The organism is Acidimicrobiia bacterium (assembly GCA_035948415.1).
In the GTDB taxonomy this organism is placed as follows: Bacteria; Actinomycetota; Acidimicrobiia; order IMCC26256; family PALSA-555; genus PALSA-555.
Window position 1 is genome coordinate 13,468 of the sequence record DASZJD010000029.1, and the last position, 24,516, is coordinate 37,983.

The window sequence follows — 24,516 nt, forward strand, 5'->3', positions numbered from 1 at the left end:
GCCCGTCGACTCAGGCCGGCGCGGGGAGCCGGTAAAGGCGGCGCGCGTTCTCGGAGGCGATGGCCTGCTGGTCGGGCAGGTCCATGCCGCCGATGTTCTCCAGGAGCTCGGCGACGGTCCCCGGGAACTTGGCGTCGGGATGCGGATAGTCCGACGCCCAGATGATGCGGTCCGCCCCGACGTAGCGGGACTGCGCCGCCAGCGGCAGCGTCTCCTCGTCGGCGTCGAACGACACGTAGCACTGCCGCCGGAAGTACTCGGAGGGAGCCATGCGCAGGTCCGGCACGTCGAACGGGAAGATCTTGTAGTGGTGGTCGAGGCGCTCCATCCACGGCGTGATCCACCCGCCGTTCGTCTCCAGCACGATGAGCGTCAGGTCCGGGAACCGCTCGCAAACGCCGCCGGCGAGGATGAAGGCCAGGCTCGTCATCATGTCGACCGGGTTCCCGATGCACTGGGTGTAGAAGATGTTGTCCATGTTCAGGCCGCCCTCGATCCGCATGCCGGTGCGGGCCCTGATCGTGTTGAGCCGGAGGCCGACCACGGCTCCCGGCACGTCGCCGGCGAGGAACGGGTGCAGCCCGAGGGGCCACCCGGTCTCGGACGCGGCCCGCCAGATGGGGTCCCACACCGGGTCGAGGAAGTGGCGCCACTCGACGACCGGGTTGGGGCGGATGAACGTCCCGACCAGGTTGGGCCGGCCGGCGGCCCGGCGGAGCTCGGCCGCCGCCGCCTCGGGGTCCTGCTGCGGGATGATGGCCACCCCGAACAGCCGGTCGGGCGCGGAGGCGCAGAAGTCGCTGAGCCAGTCGTTGTAGGCGCGGCACTGCGCGGTGGCGAAGTCGAGGTCCTGCACCCCGGCGATCCCGAGCAGCGTCGTCGGGTACAGGACGGTCTGGTCGATCCGCTCGGCGTCGAGGTCGGCGAGGCGCGGGCCCGGCTCGAAGGCCCCGGGGCGGATGTCGGCGTAGCGGATCTCGCCGGCGGCGGCGCGGGCCTGCTCGGCGGGTGTCAGGCCACCGGACCCGGCGTAGGCGAACACGTTGGCGGGGTTGCGCGAGCCATCGAAGACCACCCAGTCGTGCCCCTCCTCGTCGGTCTCGACGTGCCAGATGCGCTCCTGGTAGCGGCGCGGCGCGTAGTCGAGCATCGCGTTCGGGTGCTCGAGCACGTGCCCGTCGGCGTCGACGAACGTCTCGGGTGCGGTGACGGGCATGGCGCCTCCTCGGATGCGGTTCGTAGTCTGACGCAGTGGCGGCGACCGTGGTCCTGGTGCACGGGGCGTGGCACGGCGCCTGGTGCTGGGAGAAGGTCGTCGGTCGGCTGCGCGACGACGGGGTGCCGGTGCTGGCGGTCGACCTGCCCGGGCACGGCGACAGCCGCGAGGCGCTCGGCGACCTGGCGGTCGACGCCGCCGCGCTCCGGTCGACCCTCGACGGGCTCGACGAGGCCGTGGTCTGTGGCCACTCCTACGGCGGGGCCGTGGTCGGAGAGGCCGGCGTCCATCCGGCTGTCCGCCACCTCGTCTTCGTCAGCGCGATCGTGCTCGCCCCCGGCGAGTCGTGCCAAGGCTCGGTCACGCCCGCCGAGCCGGTGGAGCCGTCCCTGCTGGCCGACGGCCTGCGCGTCGGCGACGACGGCACCGTGACCGTGGACCCCGTGGTGGCGGTCCCGGCCTTCTACCACGACTGCTCGCCGGCAGACGTCGAGCGGGCGCTGCCGCGACTCGGCCCGCAACGCGTTGACTCGCTGCACACCCCGGCCCGGGGGGCGGCCTGGCGGGAGCGGCCCAGCACGTACGCGGTCTGCCGCGACGACCGCGCCCTCCCGCCGGGGCTCCAACGGGCCTTCGCGCGGCGCGCCACCGAGGTGGTCGAGTGGCCGACCAGCCACTCCCCCTTCCTCTCTCGCCCCGAGCTCGTCACGGCGCTGCTGGCCGCCCGAGCCCGGGCGGTCGAGTCCTAAGATCAGCCTCGTGGCCACCGTCGACGAGTACGTCGCGAAGGCGCGGGCCGCGCTCGACCAGCTCCGGCCCCAGCTCGACGAGCTGCGGGTCCAAGCCGACCTGGCCCAGGCCGAGGCCCGGGACCGGCTCCGCGCCGGCGTCGACGCGGTCCAGCACGCGCAGGCACGAGCCAAGGCGCAGCTCGACCAGGCCGCGCATGCGGGTCAGGACTCGTGGCAGACGACGGCGCGCCAGGCCGAGCAGACCGTGAACGACGTCGCCACCCAGCTGCAGTCCCTCGCGGACCAGGTCCAGAGCGCGGTCGGCGCCGCCGCCCCGGCGGCCCGGAAGGCCTGGACCACGTTCCTCGACGAGTGGAACCGGGGGCGCGGCGACCGCGAGCGCATCCTCGACGAGGGTTGACCGCCGCCGAGCGACGCAACCGGGAGTTCTGGGACGCCGACGCCGACGACTACCAGGCCGCCCACGCGCCCGACCTCGGCGGCGAGCAGGCCCGGGCGTGGGGGGTGTGGCGGATCCGCGAGTCGGACCTCCGCGTCCTCGGCGACGTCGCCGGGCTCGACGTCCTCGAGCTCGGGTGCGGGGCGGCGCAGTGGTCGCTCGCGCTCACCAGCGACGGGGCGGCGCCGATCGGTCTCGACCAGTCCCGGGCCCAGCTTCGGCACGCAAAGCGGCTCCAGGTCGAGCTGGGCGTCGAGTTTCCGCTCGTCGCCGCCAGCGCGACCGCGGCGCCGTTCCCGGCCGCCAGCTTCGACGTGGTGTTCTGCGACCACGGGGCCATGTCGTTCTGCGACCCGGCGGTCACCGTCCCCGAGGCGGCCCGGCTGCTCCGCCCCGGCGGGCGATTCGCGTTCTGCAAGACGGCGCCGCTGCTCTACCTGACCTACGACTGGGCCAAGGACCGGCAGGACCGCCGCCTCCACGCCGACTACTTCGGGATGCGGACCTTCGCGTCCGGCGAGGGGACCGTCGACTACCAGGTGCCGTACGGCGAGTGGGTGCGGACCTTCCGGCAGCACGGCCTGATCGTCGAGGACCTGGTCGAGCTGCGACCCCCCGAGGACGCGACGACGACCTTCGTGGACTTCGCGCCGCTCGACTGGGCGCGCCGGTGGCCCGCCGAGGAGATCTGGGTCCTGCGCCGAGAGGGCTGAGCGTCAGGGGTACCGGAGCGCCACCGCGGCCTCCGGGCTGTGAGCCTGGAAGGTCAGGCTCTCCTCCAGGTACAGCCGCACCTCGTCGGCGTCGGCGCGCTCGTAGCCGATCGAGAGGTCCTGGCCGCACGACAGCTCGTAGTCGTCGCCGCGCCGGCTGAGGACCACAGCGCCGTCGACCGCCGGCGCATACACGACCGGACCGTCGAGGATGAGCCGGAGCCGCTCGAGCACCGGGTATCCCCCGTCCTCGGTGGTCTCGAGGATCCCCGCGTAGCACCGGGGGCCGAGCGCGACGCCGTACGGGCCCTCCACGCCGGCGCCGCGCAGCCGCGCTACCGCCATCGCCACCCAGCGCGGGTACTCGCCGAACCGGTCACCGAGCTCCACCGCGTCGTGGGGGGACGCCTCGACGATGCCGGTCAGGCCGGCCTCGGCGTAGCCGTGGAAGACGGCCCGGTCCTCGGCCTCGGCGATGCGGCCGGCGGCGGCGACCACCGGAGCCAGGTCGGGGGACTTGCTGCCGCGGTCGACGGCGTCGAGCTCGGCGCGCCGCAGCCCGAAGCGGGCCCGGAGCTCCACGTACGGCTGCACCTGCCGCCGCGCGCCCTCGACGCCGTCGACGGGACCGCGCGGCAGGGCGTCGGTGGTTCCGAGCGTGACCGCGGCGGCGTCCCAGCCGTGCGGGCCGCTGAAGTCGACGAGGCGTCGCGCCCCGAGGAAGTTCTCGAGGGCGCGCTTCGCCTGCTCCTCGATCTGGCCCCACGCTTCATCCGAGATCGGAGCGAGCTCACGGAAGAGGTGGTTCACGGCGTCGCGTCCCCGAGCCCGCCCACCCCGAGGGAGCCGTTCCCGCGCCCACCCGCCTCCGCCGCCGGCTCCTCGGCGACGATGGACCCCTCGGTGAAGAGATAGAGGCGCAGCTGCGCGTCGAGCGCGGGGTCGTGGCGGCGCAGCCACTCCAGGGTCATCGCGGCGTGCTCCTTCTCGTCGTCACGGTTGTGAGCCAGGACCGCCGCCAGGTCGCCGTCGTCGGTGGCCGCGACCCGCTGGTCGTACCAGTCGATGGCCTCGAGCTCCTCGACCAGCGAGGTCGTCGCTCGGTGCCGGTCGATGGTCTCGGGGCCGAGCAGCTCGGCGGGTTCGTGAAGTCCTTCGCTGCCCATGGGCCCTCCCTCGACGTCGGACGGATGCTACGCGCCGTCCCCGTCACGCCGGGCACGGAGCGACGGGCGTCATCGCCGCTCGAAGGTGACGCCGGCGGCCTCACGGTCCCAGGTCGCGGCCGTGACCGCCTCGTCGCGCAGCTGGTACTTCAGGACCCGGCCCACGGGGTTGCGGGGCAGGTCGGCCCGGAACTCGACGTATCGGGGCACGGCGAAGTACGGCAGCCGGTCGACCGCCCACCGGCAGAGCTCCTCCTCGGTGAGCGTCGCGCCCTCGACGAGCACGGCGGTCACCTTCACCTCGTCCTCGGCGGCCTCGCTCGGCACCGAGTGCACGGCGACGTCCTGGATGGCGTCGTGGGCGTGAAAGGTCCGCTCGAGCTCGAAGCTCGAGATGTTCTCGCCCCGGCGCCGGAGGTAGTCCTTCTTGCGGTCCACGAAGTAGAGGAAGCCGTCGTCGTCGAGGCGACCGAGGTCCCCGGTGTGGAACCACAGGTTGCGGAACGCGGCGAGGGTCTCCTCGGCCCGTCGCCAGTAGCCGGCGAACATGACGTTCGGCCGGCGCGGCCGGCACACGATCTCCCCGATCGAGCCGACCGGCACCTCGGCGTCGCCGTCGTCGACGAGGGCCACGTCGAACTCGTCGTGGTTCGGCTGGCCGGCGGCGCCGGGCTTGTTCGCAGCCCCGGCGGGCAGCATCGAGATGAGCGACGCCTCGGTGAGCCCGTAGCCGGCGCTGAACGTGGCGCAGCCGAAGCGCTCCCGCCAGATGCGGTCGATGTCGGGCGGCATCGGCGCCGCCGCGCAGAGGCGGAGCCGGTGACCGACCTGGTCCGGGTGGTCGGGGGCGTCGGCGACGAGGATGGCCAGCGAGCCGAGCAGCGAGACCATCGTCGCCCCGGTGCGCCGCACCTCGGGCCAGAAGCGCGACACCGAGAAGCGCCGGGCGATGCTGGCGCCGCCCCCGGTGAGGAGCGTCCCGACCACGCACACCGAGATGGCGTTGAAGTGGAAGAGGGGCAGGGGTGTGAGGACGACGTCGTCGGGCCGGCGCTGCCACGCCCGGGCGATCTGGTCGGCGAGGGACACGATGTAGTGCTGCGGGAGCATGCAGCCCTTCGAGGGACCCGTCGTCCCCGCGGTGTAGATGAAGCACGCCAGGTCGTCCGGGCCCACGGCGGCGATCGGGGCGGCACCGTCGGGCGCCGCGTCGAGGAGCGCGGCCCAGTCGTGGACCGGGAGGCCCGTCACCGGCACGTCCGGCGGGCCGGCCACGACCACCGCCTCGAGCTCGGGCAGGGCGCCGGTCACCGCCGCCACCCGCCCCGCGAAGTCGCCCTGGACGACGACGACGCGCGCGCCGGAGTCGGCCAGCTGGTGCCGGAGGAACTCGCCCTTGTACGCGGTGTTGATCGGGACCTGGATGGCGCCGAGCTTCGAGGCCGCGAAGAACGACAGGACCTGCTCCGGGCCGTTCTCGAGCAAGGTCGCGACCCGGTCCCCGGGCCCCACCCCGAGCGCGGCCAGCGCGCCGGCGGCGCGGCCGCTGGCGTCGTCGGCCGCCCGCGCCGACAGCGTCGTGCCCTCGAAGTCGAGGTACAAGCCGTCCGGGTCCCGCTCGAGGCGCAGCGCCAGGGCGTCGAGCACCGTCGTGTTCGGGTCCGTCATCGGGCGGAGACTACCGGCGAGTTCCGTCCGTCCTCCCGGGCGCGTCGTGACTCGCCACCGTGAACGCGACCTCCTGGCCGTGGGACAGCTCCAGGTTGTGCCCGTCCGGGTCGGCCACGATCGCCCAGTACCCGACCGGCGGCCCGTCGTCGAAGGGGCCCAGCACCTCGTGGCCGGCCGCGGCGGCGGCGGCGCAGCGAGCGTCGACGTCCGCACGGCTCTCGCAGCCGACGCCGAGATGGGCGTAGCCACCGAGGCGGTGCGACACCGTGGTCTCGATGAGCACGATCACGAACGGGCGGGTCAGGTCGCTGAGCCACACCACCGCGGCACCGGTGGACGGGTCGACCCGACGGTGCACGACGATCATGTCGGCGAACCGCTCGTAGAAGCCGGCGCTGCGGACGGTGTCGGCCACCGGGAGCGCGACGTGGGTGAGCCCGCGGTCCGGTGGTGCTGCTGGCACGATGGCAGCGTACCGACGCCGACGCGAGGAGCCCGCCGTGGACCGGGACGTCGTCCATCGCTACCGGAGCGTCACGACGTGGCGAGGCTCGACCGCGGTCGGCTACGAGGGCTACGACCGGGCCCACGAGGTGCGGACCGCGGCCGACGCCGCGCTCGCGCTCTCGGCCGACCCCGCCTTCCGGGGCGACGCCCGCCGGCTGAACCCGGAGGCCTTGCTCGTCGCGTCGGCCTCGTCGTGCCAGCTGCTCTCGTTCCTGGCCGTGGCGGCCCGGGCCCGCGTCGACGTGGTCGAGTACGACGACGAGGCCGAGGGCGTGATGCCCGAGTCGGAGCGGCCGATGTGGATCACGCGCATCGTGCTGCGACCGCGGATCACGGTTCGCGGCGACGTCGAACCGTCGCGGCTGGCGCACCTCGTCGACGTCGCCCACCGCGAGTGCTTCATCGCCAACAGCCTCCGCACCGAGGTCGCCGTCGAGCCGACGTTCGTCGCGCGGTGATTCAGGGCAGCGCGCCGGGATGCCGGTCGGGCTCGACCGGCAGCCGGCGCCGGGGGGCGGTGAGCCGCAGCGCCGCCAGCAGCGCCTCGCGCAGCTCGGCGGGCGCGACGACCTCGTCGTAGCTCATGGTGTCCGCTGACGAGTAGGCGCCGCCGACCTCGGCGTGCTCGAGCAGCGCCTTGGTGTCCCCGTCGACCCCGGCCGCCTCGGCGCCGGCGGCGGCGGGCATGGCCCCGAGGCGGGCGCCCGGGAGCGCGAGGCTCACCGTCTGGTCGTCGAACGGGTTCATGGCCATGAGCGAGCTGCCGAACCCGTAGGCCTTGCGCAGCGTGACGTGCAGCTTCGGGGATCGCACCCGCGCCTGCGCCGCGAACATCCGGGCCGCGTGCCGCAGGATCCCCGACCGCTCGGCGGCCGTGCCCGCGAGGACGCCGGGGTTGTCGGCGAGGAACACGACCGGAAGGTGGAACGCCCCCACCACGCCGAGGAAGTGGGCGGCCTTGTCGCCGGCGTCGGCGTCGATCGAGCCGGCCTTCACCGCGGGCTGGTTGGCGACGACGGCGACGGCGACGCCGCCGAGGCTGGCCAGCGCGGTGACGACGGCGCGACCGTACGCGGGCTGGATCTCCAGCACCGACCCGCGGTCGCAGAGCACCTCGACCACCGGCCGCACGTCGTACCCGCGGCGCGGGTCGGCCGGGATCAGGCCGACAAGCTCGTCGACGGCGCGTGGACCCGCGTCCTCGTTCGGCATCGCGGGCGGGTGCTCCCACGCGCTCGACGGGAAGTAGCGGAGGTAGCGCCGGGCCAGCGCGAGCGCGTCGCGGTCGTCGGCGGCGGCGTTGTGCGCGACGCCGCTGGTGGCGGTGTGGATCCCCGTGCCGCCGAGCTCTTCCTTCGTCACCGTCTCGCCGATGGCGGCCTGGACGAGCGGCGGGCCGGCCGAGAACAGGGCGGCCCCCTCGACCATCACCACGAGGTCCATGAGCGGCGCCGTGAGCGCGCCGTGACCGGCCGACGCGCCCATGACGAGGCACACCGTGGGCACGAGCCCGCTCAGCCGGGCGAGGGTCTGGAGGTCGTTCGGGGCCCGGCCGCGTCGCTCGAACGCGTTCTGGGCCCGCGCCCCCGCGCCTTCGAGGCACATCACCAGGGGGACCCGCTCCTGGCCGGCCAGCTCGGCCAGGCGCTGGCGCTTCGCCGCGGTGCCGTGGCCGATCGACCCGCCCATGACGGTGAAGTCCTCGGCGCCGGCGACCACGGGCCGCCCGTCGATCAAGCCGTGGCCAGCCACCAGCCCGTCGGCGGGGACGGGTGGGATCACGCCTCGGTGCACCGACCCGACCAGGGTGCCGAGCTCGACGAAGGTGCCGGGGTCGAAGAGCGCGTCGAGGCGGGCGCGAGCGTCGAGCCGGCCGCCGCGACGGTGCGCGGCCAGGCGCTCGGCGCCCCCCATCGCCCGCGCCGCGGCGCGGCGGGCCTCGAGGTCGTCGAGCAGCGGCTGCCAGTCGCTCATGACGCCAGCGCCTCGGCGTGCGCGGCGGGGCTTCCGAAGCTCGTGTTCAGCAGCCACGCCCGCTTCAGGTAGAGGTGGACGTCGAGCTCCCACGTGAAGCCCATGCCGCCGTGGACCTGCAGCGAGCCCTTCGCGTTCTCGAGCGCGGCGTCCCCGGCGAGCACCTTGGCCCCGCTCACCGCCCGCGCCGCGTCGCCGGTCTCGGGGTCGTCGAGCACGCACGCCGCGGCGTCGACGCCGGCGCGGGCGACCTCGGCCCGCACCGCCATGTCGGCGAGCAGGTGCTTCACGGCTTGGAACGATCCGACCGGCCGTCCGAACTGGCGGCGATCGAGGCTGTAGGCGGTGGCCTGGTCGGCGCAGGCTTGGGCCATGCCGACCTGGTACGCGGCGGTGAGCAGGGCGCCGCCGAGGCGCCACGCCCGGGCCGCGCCGGCGTCACCGACCCGCTCCCCCGTCGGGAGCGTCGCGGCGCGGTGGACCGGTGTCAGCGGGTCCAGCGGCCAGTCGAGCGCCTCGGCGTCGGCGAGCGAGTCCCGCGCCACGGCCTCGAGCCCGTCGTCGTCGAGGATCACGACGATGTCGACCGCGTCGCGGTGCTCGAGGAACACCGGCTGATCGGGAGCCGGGCGGTCGACGCCCCCGACGATGCCGTCGACGACGCCGTGGGCCAGATGCGACCAGGTCAGCGGCCCGGGCACGAGGGCGCGGCCCAGCTCCTGGAACATGATCGACACGTCGGCCCACCCGAAGCCGTCGGCGCGGGCCGAGAACACGCCGGTCTCGGCGAGCTCGCTCCACACGCCGCGGTCGAAGCCGGCACGGACGCGCGCCCGGCCGAAGCGGCCGGCACAGAGGCTGCGGATGCCGTCGCGCAGCGCCACCTGGTCCTCGGACAGGTCGAAGTTCACGACGGCATGCGGACGGTCGCCGCCGAGGCGCCGCCCGTCACTCCCACGACTGCTCCCGAGGGAGGCCGAGCAGCCGCTCACCGATGATGTTGCGTTGGATCTGCGAGGTGCCGGCGGCGATCGGGATGGAGAGCGTGCGCAGCCGCTCCTCGACGCGGTAGTCGTGCACGTCGAAAGCGCCGCGCCCGAGCACCCGCATCGTGAGCTCGCCGAGCCGGTCGCGGGCCTCCGAGTACGCGAGCTTGAACATCAGCGCACCCGATCCGATCGTGCCGCGGCTGGCCTGGGTCACGTTGCGCATGGTGAGGGCCCAGAGGGCGTCGAGCGCCGCCAGCACCCGCCCGAGCTCGCGGCGCTCGCCGCGTGCCGCGACGAGCGGCCGGAGCTCCTCGGCCAGGCGGCGCGCGTCGACCATCTCGCTGACGAACGCGGTGCCCCGCTCGAACGACAACGTGACGTTGGTGACCCGCCAGCCGTCGTTCTCGGCGCCCACGCGATTCGCGACCGGCACCCGCACCTCGTCGAGAAAGACCTCGCAGAACTCGGAGGACCCGAGCAGCGTCTCGATCGGGCGGACCTCGATGCCGGCCTGCTCCATCGGCAGGATGAGCCACGAGATGCCGCGGTGCTTCGGCGCATCCGGGTCCGTGCGCACGAGGAGCTCGCCGAACTCACCGACCTGTCCGAACGAGCACCAGATCTTCTGGCCGGTCACGACGTAGTCCGAGCCGTCGCGCACCGCCCGCGTGCGCAGGCCGGCCAGGTCTGAGCCGGCCCCCGGCTCCGAGAAGCACTGGCACCAGACTTCCTCGCCGCGCAGGATGCGCGGCAGGTGGGCCTTCTGGACGTCGGTGCCCTCGGCGATCAGCGTCGGACCGGCGTGCAGGGTCCCGACGAAGTTCACGCCGACGTACGGGGCCTCGGCCCGGGTGGTCTCCTCGAGGAACAGCAGCTGCTCGGTTGGAGAGGCGTCGCGCCCGCCGTACTCCTTCGGCCAGCTCATCCCGGCGTAGCCGGCGTCGAACAGGCGTCGTTGCCAGTCCGTGTCGTAGCGGACACGCGCCGGCCAGTCGTCACGCGCCGGCCGCGCCGGGAGTTTGGGAAGGGTGACCGCCAGCCAGTCGCGGAGCTGCGCGCGGAATGCTTCGTCCGACTCCGAGAGCCGAAGGTCCATGGGCGGCGGAGCGTAGGCCGGCTCCTGATAGCGCGTGCGGGCCGCCCACGCTGGACCATCCGGGCCGCTCCCGAAACCGCAGGTCAGCGGTGGATCAGGCCGGGCCGAGCAGCACGGGAACGGAGGGCAAGATCGGAACCGGCCGGAACCCGTTGACAACGCGCGGCCAAGCTCACGCGGCGGAGCGCCAACGCGGCGCCGGCGCCGCCGGAAGCGCCCGACGGCCCGCCGCGACGAACTACGCCCCGGCCACGGTGCGCCGCGCCAGGTCGATCAACTGCTGAGGCGTGGCCGCGCTGGAGTACAGGCTGAATACGATTCGACGCCGAGTATCAAGGACAACGACGCTGGTCGTGCTGCGGAAGGTGGAAGAGAAGGCCCCCCCACCGAGCCCAGGAAGGTCGGCCGTCGGCGCGTCGCGCCTGAAGGTCCCCTCTGTCATCTGGAAGTCCGCGGGGCTTGCCCCCTCCTTGAGGATCTCGACGCTCACGATCTGATTTCCTGCGCCGTAGCCGAAGATGCACGAGCTGGTCACGTCGAAGGGAGTCGGCGCTCCGCGCGGCGGTCCGATCGCGGCTTGGAAGTCGCTCGGGCTGATCAGGCCACAGGCCTTCCGCGCAAGCGCGAGCTTCGGGTTGCCGGACCCGCCCCCACCGCCACCGCCGCTCAGAACCAGGACGGCGACCACCGCGACGATGATGACCGCGACTCCCCCGAGTACCCAGGCGCGGGGCACTCGGGCTCTGGGGCCTCGAGGCGGTGCCGGCGGGGCTTCGGCAGTGGGCGGGCGGTGGGGCGCCCCTGGCGGCGGGCCGACGGGCGGAGCGACCGGATCGGGTTGGGGAACGTCGGGTTCGGGTGGCCGCTGGGGCGGCGCCTGAGATGGGCCCGGCCCACCGAGCGGCGTCGAGCGGGGCGCGTCCCGGGGGACGAGGCGGCGACCATCCACCCAGGCCGTCCAGCCGTTCGAGCACGCGACCTGGGCCCAGCCATCGTCACGCGGTTCGAGGAGCCGCACCTCGAGATCGGCATCCACGGTCGCGACCGGCGCCTCGGCCGGATCGGGCTCGCGCCACGCCGGCAGTCCCCCGGCCGGCACCAGATGGGTCGGCGCCCACACCGGCCCTGCTGCGGCAGCGTCGGGCTGGGGTGGCCCACTCGGCGCCGCGAGTGCCGCGTCGGCTCGAGATGGCTCCGCGGGAGTCGAATGCTCACCCAGGCGCCGACCGTCGACCCAGGCCGACCAGCCGTTCGAGCACACCACGTGGGCCCAGCCGTCGTCGCGCTGCTCCAGGCGCTGCACCTCCAGCCCCGCGTCCAAGGTCGCGACCGGGGCCTGGGCTCCGTCGGGGGCGCTCCACGCCGGCAACCCGGTCGCGGGAACCACGTGCGTCGGCGCGAACGACTCCGCCATCAGTTCAAAGAACGCGGTCCGCCCACGCCCGGTCGCGTGATTCGACGACCATCCCCGCCCCCCCGCATCCGACTGCGCCGCGCCGCGCACGCTAGACGCTCCGTGCAGACACTTCCAACCGTCCGACGTTCGGCGACGCCGCGCCACCGACATGCTCGCTCACGGAGGGACCGCTCGGGGAACCCCCACGTGTGCGACGGGATCGACCGAACCCAATCCCCCCCGAGGAAGCGCCTCAAGCGGCCGAGTGGCCGCGAGGCGTCCTCAACCCTGAAGGCGTGAGACGGATCGTCGGGCGGCGGGGGCTGGCCTGACGACTCAGCAGCGGATACCGCCGGGCGGCGGCACGCGCTGGAGCAGGTAGCGGTCGACGGCGTTGTCGACGCACGAGTTCCCGGATGCGTACGCGGTGTGTTGGGCGCTGCGCACCGTCACCAGCACGCCGGACTGGAGCTCGCGAGCGAGGCCCTCGGCCCAGGCCAGCGGGGTCGCCGGGTCGTCGGTGTTCCCGATGACGACGATCGGAGGTGAGCCCACCGCGTGCGGGACAGGCGGGCTCTGGGTCGGCACCGGCCAGACCGCGCACGCGAGGCTGTTGTTCACCACCGAGCGCCCGAGGCGGGGGGCCACGAGCGCGGCCTGGTCCTCGATCGCACGCAGGCCGGTGAGGCCGCCGACGTCCGGCCCGTCCAGGCAGCCGATGGCCAGGAAGGCGGCGAGGCTCTGGTCGTAGGTGCCGTCGGGGTTCCGGCCCGTGTACTGGTCGGACGACTGGAGCAGCAGCGTGCCGTTGCCCTTGTCGGCGTTGTCGAGCGCCTGGGCCAGGTCCGGGAAGGCGGCCCGCCCCGCGTAGAGGAACTGGGTCACCGCGATGTCGAACTCGGTCGCGTGGAGCGTGCGACCGCGGCCGGCGCCGTCGGCGGCGATCGGGCTGGTCTCGACCCGCGCCCGCAGCGCGTCGTACGCCGACGCGCTGTCGCCGCTCCGGTGGAAGGTGCACGACGGGTCGGTCGAGCACGACTGGAGGAAGAGGTCGAGGTCGTGCTCGAACCCCTGCGCCTGCTCGATCTGCTGTGCGGCCGCGCCGAGCGCGGGGTCGACGGAGCCGTCGAGGACCATCGCCCGCACCCGGGTCGGGTACTGGTCGGCGTAGAGCGAGCCGAGAAAGGTGCCGTACGAGTAGCCGAGGTAGGTGAGGCGGGGGTCGCCGAGCGCGGCGCGGAGCCGATCCATGTCGCGCGCGGCGCGCTGGGTCGAGAGGTACGGGAGCTCCGACGCGGCCCGGGCCTTGCACTGGGCAACGAACGACTCGACGCCGGCCACGAGGGCCTGCCGAGCGGTGTCGTCCGGCGGCGCGAAGTCGAGCCGGTAGATCGGATCGAGATTCGACTGGCATTGCACGGGGGCGCTGCCGCCGACACCTCGGGGGTCGAAGCTGACGATGTCGAACCGGGATCGAATGGCGGCGGGCAGCATCTTGGCGCTCGCCTCGAGGTACTGGACCCCGGAGGCCCCGGGCCCGCCCGGGTTGACGACGAGCGACCCGATCCGGTGCTGACGGTCCGACGCCGGCAGTCGGGCGAGGGCCAGGCTGATCGTGGGCCCCGCGGCGACGGTGTCGTCGAGCGGCACGCGCAGTCGGGAGCACTCGAACCCGTGGCTGCACGACGTCCAGTGGAGCCCGTTGGCCCGGGGCGGCGCGGCACCGGCCGTGGTGGCCGGGAGGGCCAGCGCCGCGACGCTCGCGACGAGCGTCGCGGCGCGTCGCCAGGCCATCGGGTCAGCGTACGCGCCGAGGTTCAGGAGAACGCCGCGCCCACGTCGCGCAGGAAGGGCGCGACATCGGCGCGGTCGCGCAAGAACCGTCCGAGCGCGACCGAGATCAGCGTGACGCCGAGCGCCGCGAGCTCGTCGACCGACGCGAACGTCCGGTCGAGGTCGGGCTGCCCGCGCTCGTCGGTGAGGACCGGGACGCCGGCCCGCACGCCGAGCGTCTCGGGGTCGCGTCCGGCGTCCCGGTAGGCGGCGCGGATCCGCTCGATCCCGTCCTGCAGGTCCTCCATCGGGCGCACGCCGACCGGGAGCCAGCCCTGCCCGAGCGCGGCGATGCGCCGAGCGGTGCGGTCGGTGTTCCCGCCGCCGAACCACACCGGGATGCCGCCCCTCTGGTCCGGCCGGGGCTCGCACCAGAGGTCGCGGAAGCTGACCGTCGGCGACGAGAACGACACCGGCGGCGCCTCGTTCCAGAGGGCTTGGCAGGCGCGGACGGTGTCCTCGAGGCGCGCGGTGCGGCCTCGGAAGGGCTGACCGGGGTCGGTGAACTCCTCGGGCTGCCAGCCCACGCCGACGCCGAGGTCGAGGCGCCCGCCCGACAGCACGTCCAGCGTGGCGGCGGTCTTGGCGAGGACGAGCGCCGGGCGCAGCGGCGCGATCAGCACGCCGGTCGCCAGCCGGACCCGTGTCGTCGCGCCCCCGATCGCGGCCAGGGTCGTCAGCGGCTCGAGCCAGGGCTCGTCGGGCGGGTACGGGAAGGTGCCGAACGGATACCGGTCGGTGCGCGGCCCGATGGCCAGGTGGTCGGGCAGCACGAGCTGGTGGACGCCGGCTTCGTCGGCGGCGCGCGCCGCGTCGAGGACCGCCGGGAGGTCGCCGCCGAACAGTCGCGCCAGCCCCGAGATCGTGACCGAGACGCGGGGCCGCGAGCTCATCCCGCCGGCACGCCGGCGTTCGGCCGCTCCGATGCGCCCACCGTCGACGGATGGCCGAGATGTCCCACCGCGGGCAGCATACGGGGATGGCGAACGGATCCGGCCGGCTCGCGGGCAAGATCGCGATCATCACCGGGGCCGGCAACGGCATGGGCCGAGCCGCCGCCCTGCTCTTCGCGTCCGAGGGGGCTCGCGTCGTGGTCGCCGACGCCGTCGAGGCGGCGGGGCGGGCGACGGTCGAGGCGGTGGTGGCCGCGGGCGGCCACGCCACGTTCGCGCCCGTCGACGTCTCCGACGCGGCGATGGTCGAGGCGATGGTCGACACCGCGACGACGACCTACGGCGCTCTGCACGTCCTCTACAACAACGCCGGGATCCTTCCGCCCGAGGACGCCGGCGTCACCGACACGCCCGAGGGCACGTGGGACCGCGTGATGGCAGTGAACCTCAAGGGCGTGTGGCTGGGCTGCCGGTACGGCGTGCCCGCGCTCTTGGCCTCGGGCGGCGGATCGATCGTGAACGTCTCGTCACTGGTCGCGCTGATGGGGTCGGCGACGCCGCAGATCGCGTACACCGCGAGCAAGGGTGGGGTGCTGTCGCTCACCCGAGAGCTCGCGGTCGAGTACGCGCGACAGGGCATCCGGGTCAACGCCCTGTGCCCCGGTCCGATCGAGACGCCGCTGCTCGCCGAGCTGCTCGGCGATCCGGAGTGGGCACGCCGCCGGCTCGTGCACATCCCGATGGGCCGCCCCGGTCGGCCCGACGAGGTGGCTCGCGCCGCGCTGTTCCTGGCGTCCGACGACTCGTCGTTCATGACCGGCGCGACCCTCGTCGTCGACGGGGGCATCAGCGCCGCGTTCGTGACGCCCGAGTGAGGCTCGTCGGCCCTGGCGCGTCGGGGTGAGAGGATGACGTCGGGAGGAGCAGCCATGGACCGCGGGCGCCTCGACGCCGCCGCCCTGGAGCGCCAGATCGCCGCCGACGAGATCGACACCGTCGTCGTCGCCTTCACGGACCTGCAGGGGCGGCTGGTCGGCAAGCGCGTCACCGGCCGCTTCTTCTCGGACTCCGTGCTCGCCGGTGGCGTCGAGGCCTGCAACTACCTGCTGGCCGTCGACGTCGACATGGCGCCGCTGCCGGGCTATCGCTTCGCCAGCTGGGAGCAGGGGTACGGAGACCTCGAGTGCCGACCCGACCTGGCCACGCTGCGACGGATCCCGTGGCTCGACAAGACCGCCCTCGTCCTCTGCGACGTCTTCGGCGCCAGCGGACAGCCGGTCGAGGTCTCGCCCCGGCAGATCCTGCGACGCCAGGTCGAGCGCGCCGCCGCCCTCGGCTTCACCGTGATGTGCGGCTCCGAGCTCGAGTTCTACCTCTTCCGCGACTCGTACGAGGAGGCGCGTGCGAAGGGCTACGCCGATCTCACCTACCACGCGCCGTACGTGCAGGACTACCACGTCCTGCAGACGACCCGAGACGAGTACGTCATCCGCGTCATCCGCAACGGCATGGAGGCCGCCGGCGTGCCGGTCGAGTTCTCGAAGGGCGAGGCCGGCCCGGGCCAGCACGAGATCAACCTGCAGTACGCGGACGCGCTCGAGATGGCTGACCGCCACGTGATCTACAAGAACGGGGCGAAGGAGATCGCGGGCCTCGCCGGCCGCGCGATCACCTTCATGGCGAAGTACGCGATCGACCAATCCGGGTCCTCCTGCCACATTCACTCGAGCCTGTGGGACCGCACCGGCGGGCAGCCGCAGTTCTGGGGCGAGTCCGAGGTCGATCACTGGTCGCCGGTGTTCCGGAACTGGCTCGGCGGCCTCGTGCTCCACACCGGCGAGCTGACGTGGCTCTTCGCGCCGACGGTCAACTCCTACAAGCGGTACCAGCCGGCGTCTTGGGCGCCCACCGCGCTGGTCTGGGGACTCGACAACCGCACCTGCGGCTTCCGCGTGGTCGGCGACGGCCCGACCAGCCTCCGGGTCGAGTCGCGCGTCCCTGGCGCCGACTGCAACCCGTATCTCGCCTTCGCGGCCACGATCGCGGCGGGGCTCCACGGCCTCGCCCACGAGGAGGACCCCGGGGCCCGCTTCGACGGCAACGCGTACGAGGCCGGCGACGTGGCGCGGGTCCCGTCGACGGTCGTCGACGCGATCGCCGCGCTCGAGCAGAGCACGCTCGCCGCCGACGCCTTCGGAGCGGAGGTCCATCAGCACCTCGTGAACACCGCGCAGCAGGAGTGGGCGAGCTTCGGCGCGGTCGTGACCGACTGGGAGCGTCGTCGCTGCTTCGAGCAGCTGTGAGGTGAGCGGACGCCGGTCGGCCGGCCGGCCGTCCCGTCCGACGACGCGGCCTCGAGCCGGCCTCGTCGCGGTGGCCGCGGTGGCGGCCCTGGTCCTCGGGTCGGCTGGGCGGGCGGTCCAGCCGTCGCCACCGATGTGGCCCGCCCGCCCCCGCTGGCAGTCGTACCTGCCCGCCGCCGCTCCGGGCCGGATCGAGCCGGTGCGGGTCGTGACAGTGTCGGGCGTGGTCGCCGACGCGGCCGCGCTCGCCGGCGGACACGGCGCGGCCGTCCTGACCCTCACGCCCGGCGGTGCGCCGCCGCGGGTCGTCCTCGACTTCGGCCGCGATGTCGGGGGTCGACCGCGCGTGGACGTGGCCGGGGCGTCCGGCACGCCGCGACTGCGCATCGCGTACAGCGAGACCCTCGCCGGGCTGTCGATCAATGGGGACGGCCCGCAGACCACGAGCGACTTCGATTCGGGCGACCCGCACCGCTTCGACGACTACGAGGTCGCGTCCCGGGGCACGCTCATCGGCGCCTACCTGCAGGGCGGTGAGCGCTACGAGCTCGTGACGCTCCTCACGCCCGGGCGGGTGTCGCTGCGCTCGGTCGGCCTTCAGGACGGCAGCACGCCGGTCACCGCGGGCTCCATGCGCGGCTGGTTCCTCTCGAGCTCCGACCGGCTGAACCGCATCTGGTACGCCGGCGTCGTCACGGCCGGGCTCGTCGACGAGCCGGCTGGGACGCGCGGCAACCAAGCCTCAGCGGTCAACGACCGACCGCTGCTCCTCGACGGGGCGAAGCGCGATCGGGCCGTCTGGGCCGGCGACCTCGACCTCACCGACCGGACCGTGCTCGACGCGCTGGATCCGACCGCGGTCAAGCGCTCGTTGGCCCTGCTGTTCGCCCACCCGAGTCGCGCCGCGGTTCTCCTGGCGCCGGCCGCACCCGACGGGCGCGGCACCGGCCCGTTGCCCGGGGTGTGCTCGCCGTTCACGAACGCCGCCCAGTGCTACTTCTACTCGGCGACCTACTCGATGCTCGACGTCGTCGACCTCGCCGGATACCTGCTGGCGACCGGCGACGTCGGGTTCGTCCGGCACCTGTGGCCGGCCGTGACCCGCCAGATGGCCTGGGACGCGAGCCAGGTCGACGCCCGCAGCCTCTTCGCCACCAGCAGCGCCGACGGCTGGGACTGGAACGTCGAGGTCCACCCGGGCGAGCTGACGTACGTGAACGCCGTGTACGTGCTCACGCTGCGCGACGCCGCCGCCCTGGCCGACGCCCTCCGGGACCGGTCGGACGCGGCGGCCTACCGGCAGCAGGCCACCGCCGTGGCCGCGGCCGTGAACCGCCAGCTCCTCGACCCCGTCACCGGGCTCTACGACCCCGCCGTCGGCCAGACCGGCGTGGTCCAGGACGCCAACGTCCTCGCCATCTTGAGCGGCATCGCGTCCCCCGACGCCGCGCGCACGATCCTGGCCGCCCTCGACGCGGCGCTCGCGAGCCCGTACGGACCCGTCGACGTCGGATCGCCCGGCCCGCCCGGGTACGTGCCCGTGATCTCGCCCTACATCGGCGGGTACCAGCTCGACGCCGAGTTCCAGGCCGGCCGGACCGCCGCCGGCATCGACCTCCTCGAGCGCGAGTGGGGCCGGATGGTCGACGGCGACCCCGGGGGCACGGACTGGGAGCGCATGAGCGTCGCCGGGACGCCGCCGGCCCCGGCCACGAGCATGGCCCACGGCTGGTCCACCGCGGCGACGTCCGCGCTCACCCGGTACGTCCTCGGGGTGTCCCCCACCGCCCCCGGCTACGCGACGTTCGAGGTGGCGCCGCAACCGGGCTCGCTCGGCTGGGCCGAGGGCTCGGTCCCGACCCCGCGGGGCTCCGTCGTCGTGCGGTGGGCCCAGCGCGGCGCTTCCGCCTTCCGGCTCCAGGTGTCCGTCCCCGAGCGGACGGCGGCGTCGATCGCGGTCCCGGTGTCCGGCTCGGGGTCGACGATCACCCTGGACGGCCGGCCGGTCTGGGACCGGCGCGGCTTCCATCCCCGAACCGGTGCGACCGGGGCGCAGGCGACGCCGACCGCGGTCGTGCTCACCGGCGTCGCGCCCGGCTCCCACGTCGTGGACTCGCACGTGGGGTGATGTGCGGCCGGGGGCGAAGTCACGCCCCGCCCACTCGCCGGTCCGCGTCCTCGGTTGCGGTCGCACGGGCGTAGAGCCGTCGGGTCGGGTGCTCGAAGGGGTACGGGCGGCGCAGCGTCACCGCCTCGACCGAGAATCCGCTGCCGCGGAGCAGCGCCACCAGCTCGTCGGCGCCGAACAGCGTCGCCTCCACCGAGACGCCCTGGCCGAACCAGTCGTCGGCGTGGACCGTCCCGACGCCGGCGTGCACGGCCAGGAGGAGCGAGCCGCGGGGCTCGAGCACCCGCCGCAGCTCGTGCAGCGCGGCGGGCACCGCCGGTCGGGACAGGTGGATGAGCGAGTAGAACGCGACGACCGCCGCCACGCGGTGCGTCGGCAGGGCGAGGGCGGAGAGGTCCCCGACGTGCACCCGGAGACCTGGGGTTCGCTCCATCGCCAGAGCGGCCATCTCCGGTGACAGGTCGAGGCCCTGGACGGCGACGCCCCGCTCCCGGAGGTACCGAGCCGCGTGGCCCGGGCCGCAGCCCACGTCGAGGACCGTCCCGCCGCGGCGGCAGCGCCGCGCGAGGTCGTCGAGCAGGCGTCGGTCGAGCGGCTTGCGATCGAGCTCGTCGAAGAACGCCGCCGCGTAGGGCTCGGCGACCCGCCCGTACACGGCGCGCACCGCGTCAGCGTCCAGGGCCGCAGTCTCCCAGCCGCCCAGTCCTCGCGGCGGCATTCTCGGCCGGCGCCGACCGCGCCGGCGACGCTCAGCGTCGAGCGACGAGCGCGGTTCGGAGCTCGTGCTTCAGCACCTTCCCGGTGGGGTTGCGGGGCAGCTCGTCGACGACCTCGAGCTGCTCGGGGATCTTCTGGGTGGTGAGGCCCACGCCCTTCAGGAACTCGAAGAGCTCGGGGAGCGTCGGCGCCGCGGCACCCTCGGCGGGGACGACGACGGCGCACGCCCGCTCGCCCAGCGCCGGGTCCGGGAGACCGACGACCGCGACGTCGGCGATGCGCGGGTGGGTGAAGAGGAGGTCCTCGACCTCTTTGGCCGAGATGGTCTCGCCCTTGCGGAGGATCACGTCCTTGAGCCGGCCCGTGATCACGACGTGGCCGTCGGCTCGGATGACTCCCAGGTCCCCGGTGCGGAACCAGCCGTCGTCGTCGAAGGCGTCGGCTTCGAGTGAGCGGTCGAGGTAGCCGCGGCAGATCTGCGGGCCCCTGGCGCGCAGCTCGCCCTCCTCGCCGCCGGGGACCGGCTTGCCGTCGAGGCCGACGGTCCGGAGCTCGACCCCCGGGGTCGGCGGCCCCTCGGTCTCGGCGAGCTGCTCGTCGGTGCCGCGCACGGTGTTCATGGTGAGGATGGGCGCCTCGGTCAGGCCCCAGCCCGACACGATGCCCACGCCACCGCACTCGTGCTTGAGGTCGTAGTGCAGCTGCGGCGGCTTCGGCGCCGCGCCGCCGGGGAAGGCCCGCACCGCGGGGAAGATCGGGGTCCCGGGCTGCTGGCGCTGGGCGGCGAGGTAGGCGAGGTGGAAGGTCGTCCCGGCACCGGCGAGGGTGACGCCGTGGTCGCGGAGCCGCGGGATCGTGGTATCGGGGGCGAACGCCTCGACGAAGATCAGCCTCGACGCCGTGATGAGCACGGTGAAGAGCTGGACGATGCCACCGATGTGCGTGAGCGGGAAGACGAGCGCGGTCCGGTCGGCCGGCGCGACCTCGAGCGCCTCGAGCATGCCGACCGCCGCGGCCTTCACGGTGTGGTCGGTGTGCCGCGCGCCCTTCGGGTCGGCGGTCGTGCCGGACGTGTAGAAGACCCACCGGACCGGCGCCGCGTCGGCGGTCGCCGGCGGCGGTAGCGGCGGCAAGGTCGCAGGGTCGCCGTCGGGCAGCCGACGATCGGCGACGAGGACCGTCGGGCTCGCGCCGCCGCCGAGCTCCTGCGCCTCGTCGGCGTACGCGCGTCCTCGCCAGGTGGACGGGACCACGAGGAGCTCGGCCCCGGTCTGGCCGGTGATGAAGCCCATCTCGCGTGGGCCGAGGATGGGCAGCATCGGGTTCTGCACCGCGCCCAGGCGGGCCAGGGCGGCGACGAGGACCGCGGCCTCGAGCCAGTTCGGGAGCATCCACGACACGGGGGTGTCGGCCTCGACGCCGAGCGCGTGGAGCCCGGCGGCGGCGCGCAACGCGGCGGCGCGGAGCTCCTCGGCGGTGAGCCGTCGACCGTCCTCGTCGACGGCCAGCGTGACCGTCGGCGTCGTGGCGGCGCGGGCCTCGACCAGCTCCCAGAGGCCGTGGTGGTCAGCCATCGGCGTCACTCTCCGCCGTGGTCGTCAGCCGCAGGTGATGCCGCCGTCCATGGACACGATCTGGCCCACCATGTAGCGGCCCTCGTCGGAGGCGATGAAAGCGATGAGGCCGGCCTGCTCCTCGGGCTCGGCGTAGCCCAGCGGCGACGTGATGGCGGCGAAGTCCTCGGCGGTCGCCCCCTCGGGGAACCCGAAGGTCTCGATCATCGGCGTGTTCATGCCACCGGGCGCGATGGCGTTGACCCGCACGCCCCGGGCCCGGTACTCGACGCCGAGGGCCCGGGTGAGGTTCACGACGCCGCCCTTGGACGCGCAGTACGCGGCCGAGTACGGCTGCCCCATCAGTCCCGCGTTCGAGGCCACGTTCACGATCACCCCGCCCCCGCCGAGCAGATGCGGCAGCACAGCTCGGCACATCAGGAACGTGCCCGTGAGGTTCACGCCGATGATGCGCGACCAGCCCTCCGCCGTCTCCTGCTCGGTGCGCACGAACTTGCCGATCCCGGCGCAGTTCACGAGGAGCTGGGGCCGGCCCAGGTCGTTCGCGACCCTGGCCACCGCTGGCTCCACCGAGGCCCAGTCGCTCACGTCGCACCGGTACGCGCGCGCCGTGTGGCCGTCGGTCTCGATCTGCGTCGCCGTCTCCTTCGCTGCACCTTCGTCGAGGTCCAACGCGGCGACCAGCGCCTGCTCGGAGGCCAGCCGACGGGCCGTGGCCCGTCCGAGCCCCGACCCTGCGCCCGTGATGATGGTGACTCGGTCGGTGAAGCGGGCCATTCGGGACTCCCCTCGCTCGTGCCTCGGGCGCGACGCTAACGCGGCGGCCGGTCATCGAGGCCTGCCCCGTCGGTCCCGTGCCAGTCTCAGGACCGTTTGTCACCGGCAAACTGGACTCGCGAGGAAGCACCCGGACCGACTCGCGGGCCCTGAGCAGACTCACTGACGACACCGAGGTCTCCGCTACGGAGCGATCTCAAGCCCGCGAGGCGATGGCACCAGCACCCGGGAAATGCGAACGGCCGAAGAAGAATGCCGCGCCGTAGGCTCCCGCGACGACGATCAGGAGGGCGCGGTAGCCGACGAGTAACGCGCTGTACTCCAACAGCCCGCCAACCATCGCTCCCAGGAGGTTCGCCCCGAACGCGGTCGTCGACGAGCCTACGTCTCTGAATCGCTGAGTAAACACGAGGTTCGCGATAAAGATCGGCGCGAACGCCAGTGCTGTCGCGGCGAGGAAGCGAGCGACGAGCGGCAGCCCGAGGACCGAGCTCTGCGGCACCGCCCAAGCCACGGCGATCGAACCGAGCAGCGCCAGGTACAACCACGCTGGCTTCCGGAACGCAACCAGGCGCGATATCTCCACGGCGAGGAGCACGGTGAGGAGGATGCCAAGGAACACCAAGGCGTTCACGAACCAGGTCGTACCGAAGAGCAACGCGAACTGGACCACGTTCTTCGTCTCGAGAAGGAGGAAGGCGACACCCATGAAGAACAGGTCGGTGTAGCTCCTCATCCCTCTCAGCGATCCCCCGAAGACCCTGACGAACAGCAGCGAGGCGGCCAGAACGAGCGCGATGGTCACTACGTAGAGCGAGGGAAGGCTGGGTGTTCGAAGGTATGGAAACGGGTGGTCATCCGTGGCCGGCGCGGGCGCTCGACCGGTATGGGAATGCCACAGCGACGTTGTGCTGAGGAACAAGGGGTGCTGCGGTAGCGTGCAACTGAGGTCGCTCGAAGATTGGGCAGCGACAAAGAGCGCGAATTTGTGCACGGCGGTTCTATCGATGCACGGACGCGACCGAAATACCTCATCGAGGGTCCGACCAAGGCGGTCGACGAGCCAGTCTTCGCGGTAGTAGTTGTACATCGAGAAGAAGCCGTGAGGCGAGAGATGTGCCTTCGCGGCCTCGATGGCCTGCTTCGTGAACAGATAGCTCTCGAGCCGCACCGTTGACTGCCCAGGCACAAGGACCAGCGAGTCGGGAAGCGCGAAGAGGATGAGATCCCAGCGACGACTGGTCTGCTCGAGGAAGGCACGACCATCGTTGATGTGAACCCGGACCCTCGGGTCTTGATACGGGTGGTCCGGGTGGGACTCTGCACCGATCTCTTGGAGCCGCGGATCTATCTCGACGGCGTCTACCTCCGTCGCCCCTCTCGCGAGCGCGACGGCTACGTCGTTTCCGCCGCCCGCACCGATCACAAGCACCCGACCAGGACCTGACGTCGGAAGGTGGTCATAGAGGGCGCTGTAGGTCGGGTTGGTGCTCGACGGCACGTTGGTCTGGTGGAACACGCCGTTGACATAGATCACGCCGCCGTGCCGCTCGATCTTGTAGTACGGCGACCAGCTCAGCCCAGCCGTGAAGGTCTCCGTCGCGAGCAAGACGATGATCGAGACGAGGGCTGCGAGCTGGAGCAGTCGCACCGCTGCGCCGCGTGACTGCGCGACATCGAGACCAAGCAGGAGCACGACCGCGACGGCACCCCATGCGAGTGACGGCGCGCGCAGGAACGCGAGTGCCGAGAAGGCAAGAATGCCAGCGACGCTGCCCACGAGGTCGAGGCGATAGGCCTCGAGGGGCTCAAACTTCGCAAAGGCTCGCGCCAATCCCTCGGCGACGAGCGCCATCACCACGGCCACCGCGACGAAGATGACCGTGAGCGTCAGCTCGCGGGGCGGCCCGGTCTCACGGGCGAAGTTGGAGAAGAAGATCAGATTGCCACCGGAACCCTCGATCTTCACGGGGAAGAAGCGAATGAAGGCCACGAGGACCGCAAGTGCAACCGGCGCGAATTTGAAAAGGCTCCGAGGCCGGTGAGCACGAAGGAACCCAATGCCAATTCCGAGGAAGCTGCCGAGTAGTACAAAGTTTGAAAAGAAGGACAAGTGGAAAACGTTGTCCCCGGTCCACTTGATGAGCGCGAGCTCAAGGAAGAGGACCAAGAACGACAACGACATGAGCCGTACGCGGTCCCGGCGCGTCGGACGCGGACTGACACCGGCGCGCATCTCCGAACCCTGCGCTGCGGCTTCGCGGCTACGAGTTGTCATAGGCCGGAGGGACTATACGATGCGAGCCACCGCCGAATGCGGGTAGCCGGTTGGCACTGCGCGCGGCTGCGCGACCAGAGCGCTCAGTTAGCGC

The 24,516-nt window shown here is 73.0% G+C and carries 22 protein-coding genes; 7 read left to right on the forward strand and 15 right to left on the reverse strand.

Annotated features, from left to right (window positions below):
- Nucleotides 1-10 precede the first annotated feature (10 nt).
- Nucleotides 11-1,216 carry an amidohydrolase family protein gene (locus VG869_04005; protein ID HEV3450348.1) on the reverse strand — a complete coding sequence of 402 codons (1,206 nt, stop codon included), beginning with the start codon at nucleotides 1,214-1,216 and terminating at the stop codon, nucleotides 11-13.
- 35 nt (nucleotides 1,217-1,251) lie between these two features.
- Between VG869_04005 and VG869_04010 the strand changes: the two genes are divergently transcribed.
- From VG869_04010 to VG869_04020, 3 genes are read left to right on the forward strand one after another with little or no spacing between them, the layout of a single operon-like run.
- Entirely contained in the window at nucleotides 1,252-1,965 is a 714-nt protein-coding gene (locus VG869_04010) for an alpha/beta hydrolase (protein ID HEV3450349.1), read from the forward strand.
- Nucleotides 1,966-1,975: 10 nt separating this feature from the next.
- Nucleotides 1,976-2,368: a hypothetical protein gene (locus VG869_04015; GenBank protein ID HEV3450350.1), complete on the forward strand. Its 393-nt coding sequence runs from the start codon at nucleotides 1,976-1,978 to the stop codon at nucleotides 2,366-2,368.
- Nucleotides 2,365-3,120: a class I SAM-dependent methyltransferase gene (locus VG869_04020; GenBank protein HEV3450351.1), complete on the forward strand. Its 756-nt coding sequence runs from the start codon at nucleotides 2,365-2,367 to the stop codon at nucleotides 3,118-3,120. The genes VG869_04015 and VG869_04020 overlap by 4 nt, the downstream gene beginning before the upstream one ends.
- 3 nt (nucleotides 3,121-3,123) lie before the next feature.
- Here VG869_04020 and VG869_04025 read toward each other — a convergent pair whose 3' ends face one another.
- The 4 genes from VG869_04025 to VG869_04040 form a co-directional block, all read right to left on the reverse strand.
- A complete protein-coding gene (locus VG869_04025) occupies nucleotides 3,124-3,930 on the reverse strand; it encodes a family 1 encapsulin nanocompartment shell protein (GenBank protein ID HEV3450352.1) in 807 nt (268 codons plus the stop codon).
- Nucleotides 3,927-4,286 (reverse strand): ferritin-like domain-containing protein, encoded by a 360-nt coding sequence (locus tag VG869_04030; protein HEV3450353.1) that lies wholly within the window; start codon nucleotides 4,284-4,286, stop codon nucleotides 3,927-3,929. Before VG869_04030 ends, VG869_04025 begins: the two co-directional genes overlap by 4 nt.
- Before the next feature lie 69 nt (nucleotides 4,287-4,355).
- Nucleotides 4,356-5,954, reverse strand: coding sequence for an AMP-binding protein (locus tag VG869_04035; protein HEV3450354.1), 1,599 nt, complete (start codon nucleotides 5,952-5,954; stop codon nucleotides 4,356-4,358).
- Between the two features lie 10 nt (nucleotides 5,955-5,964).
- Nucleotides 5,965-6,420 (reverse strand): VOC family protein, encoded by a 456-nt coding sequence (locus VG869_04040; protein HEV3450355.1) that lies wholly within the window; start codon nucleotides 6,418-6,420, stop codon nucleotides 5,965-5,967.
- A 37-nt stretch (nucleotides 6,421-6,457) separates the two neighbouring features.
- Between VG869_04040 and VG869_04045 the strand changes: the two genes are divergently transcribed.
- Nucleotides 6,458-6,922, forward strand: coding sequence for an OsmC family protein (locus tag VG869_04045; protein ID HEV3450356.1), 465 nt, complete (start codon nucleotides 6,458-6,460; stop codon nucleotides 6,920-6,922).
- Nucleotide 6,923: 1 nt separating this feature from the next.
- On the opposite strand, the gene VG869_04050 is transcribed toward VG869_04045, so the two are convergent.
- The 6 genes from VG869_04050 to VG869_04075 form a co-directional block, all read right to left on the reverse strand.
- Nucleotides 6,924-8,438, reverse strand: a complete 1,515-nt coding sequence (locus VG869_04050; protein HEV3450357.1) for a carboxyl transferase domain-containing protein — start codon at nucleotides 8,436-8,438, stop codon at nucleotides 6,924-6,926.
- Nucleotides 8,435-9,349 (reverse strand): acyl-CoA dehydrogenase family protein, encoded by a 915-nt coding sequence (locus VG869_04055; protein ID HEV3450358.1) that lies wholly within the window; start codon nucleotides 9,347-9,349, stop codon nucleotides 8,435-8,437. Before VG869_04055 ends, VG869_04050 begins: the two co-directional genes overlap by 4 nt.
- 37 nt (nucleotides 9,350-9,386) lie before the next feature.
- Nucleotides 9,387-10,523: an acyl-CoA dehydrogenase family protein gene (locus tag VG869_04060; protein ID HEV3450359.1), complete on the reverse strand. Its 1,137-nt coding sequence runs from the start codon at nucleotides 10,521-10,523 to the stop codon at nucleotides 9,387-9,389.
- A gap of 238 nt (nucleotides 10,524-10,761) precedes the next feature.
- Entirely contained in the window at nucleotides 10,762-11,211 is a 450-nt protein-coding gene (locus tag VG869_04065; protein ID HEV3450360.1) for a hypothetical protein, read from the reverse strand.
- 1,044 nt (nucleotides 11,212-12,255) lie between these two features.
- Nucleotides 12,256-13,713 carry an alpha/beta hydrolase gene (locus VG869_04070; protein ID HEV3450361.1) on the reverse strand — a complete coding sequence of 486 codons (1,458 nt, stop codon included), beginning with the start codon at nucleotides 13,711-13,713 and terminating at the stop codon, nucleotides 12,256-12,258.
- 23 nt (nucleotides 13,714-13,736) lie between these two features.
- Nucleotides 13,737-14,645, reverse strand: coding sequence for a TIGR03619 family F420-dependent LLM class oxidoreductase (locus VG869_04075; GenBank protein HEV3450362.1), 909 nt, complete (start codon nucleotides 14,643-14,645; stop codon nucleotides 13,737-13,739).
- An 86-nt stretch (nucleotides 14,646-14,731) separates the two neighbouring features.
- Between VG869_04075 and VG869_04080 the strand changes: the two genes are divergently transcribed.
- From VG869_04080 to VG869_04090, 3 genes are read left to right on the forward strand one after another with little or no spacing between them, the layout of a single operon-like run.
- Nucleotides 14,732-15,520, forward strand: coding sequence for a glucose 1-dehydrogenase (locus tag VG869_04080; GenBank protein HEV3450363.1), 789 nt, complete (start codon nucleotides 14,732-14,734; stop codon nucleotides 15,518-15,520).
- A gap of 54 nt (nucleotides 15,521-15,574) precedes the next feature.
- Nucleotides 15,575-16,948: a glutamine synthetase family protein gene (locus tag VG869_04085; GenBank protein HEV3450364.1), complete on the forward strand. Its 1,374-nt coding sequence runs from the start codon at nucleotides 15,575-15,577 to the stop codon at nucleotides 16,946-16,948.
- Between the two features lies 1 nt (nucleotide 16,949).
- The gene (locus tag VG869_04090) at nucleotides 16,950-19,076 is read left to right on the forward strand and encodes an alpha-L-rhamnosidase C-terminal domain-containing protein (GenBank protein HEV3450365.1); all 2,127 of its coding nucleotides are present in this window, start codon (nucleotides 16,950-16,952) and stop codon (nucleotides 19,074-19,076) included.
- Nucleotides 19,077-19,095: 19 nt separating this feature from the next.
- Here VG869_04090 and VG869_04095 read toward each other — a convergent pair whose 3' ends face one another.
- The 4 genes from VG869_04095 to VG869_04110 all read right to left on the reverse strand — a co-directional run bounded on the left by VG869_04095 (nucleotide 19,096) and on the right by VG869_04110 (nucleotide 24,323).
- Nucleotides 19,096-19,740, reverse strand: coding sequence for a class I SAM-dependent methyltransferase (locus VG869_04095; protein ID HEV3450366.1), 645 nt, complete (start codon nucleotides 19,738-19,740; stop codon nucleotides 19,096-19,098).
- A gap of 85 nt (nucleotides 19,741-19,825) precedes the next feature.
- The gene (locus VG869_04100; GenBank protein ID HEV3450367.1) at nucleotides 19,826-21,367 is read right to left on the reverse strand and encodes an AMP-binding protein; all 1,542 of its coding nucleotides are present in this window, start codon (nucleotides 21,365-21,367) and stop codon (nucleotides 19,826-19,828) included.
- A 24-nt stretch (nucleotides 21,368-21,391) separates the two neighbouring features.
- Complete coding sequence (locus VG869_04105; GenBank protein ID HEV3450368.1) at nucleotides 21,392-22,144, reverse strand: SDR family oxidoreductase; 753 nt, start codon at nucleotides 22,142-22,144, stop codon at nucleotides 21,392-21,394.
- A 196-nt stretch (nucleotides 22,145-22,340) separates the two neighbouring features.
- On the reverse strand, nucleotides 22,341-24,323 hold the full coding sequence (locus VG869_04110) for a spermidine synthase (protein ID HEV3450369.1): 1,983 nt from the start codon (nucleotides 24,321-24,323) through the stop codon (nucleotides 22,341-22,343).
- Between the last annotated feature and the right edge of the window lie 193 nt (nucleotides 24,324-24,516).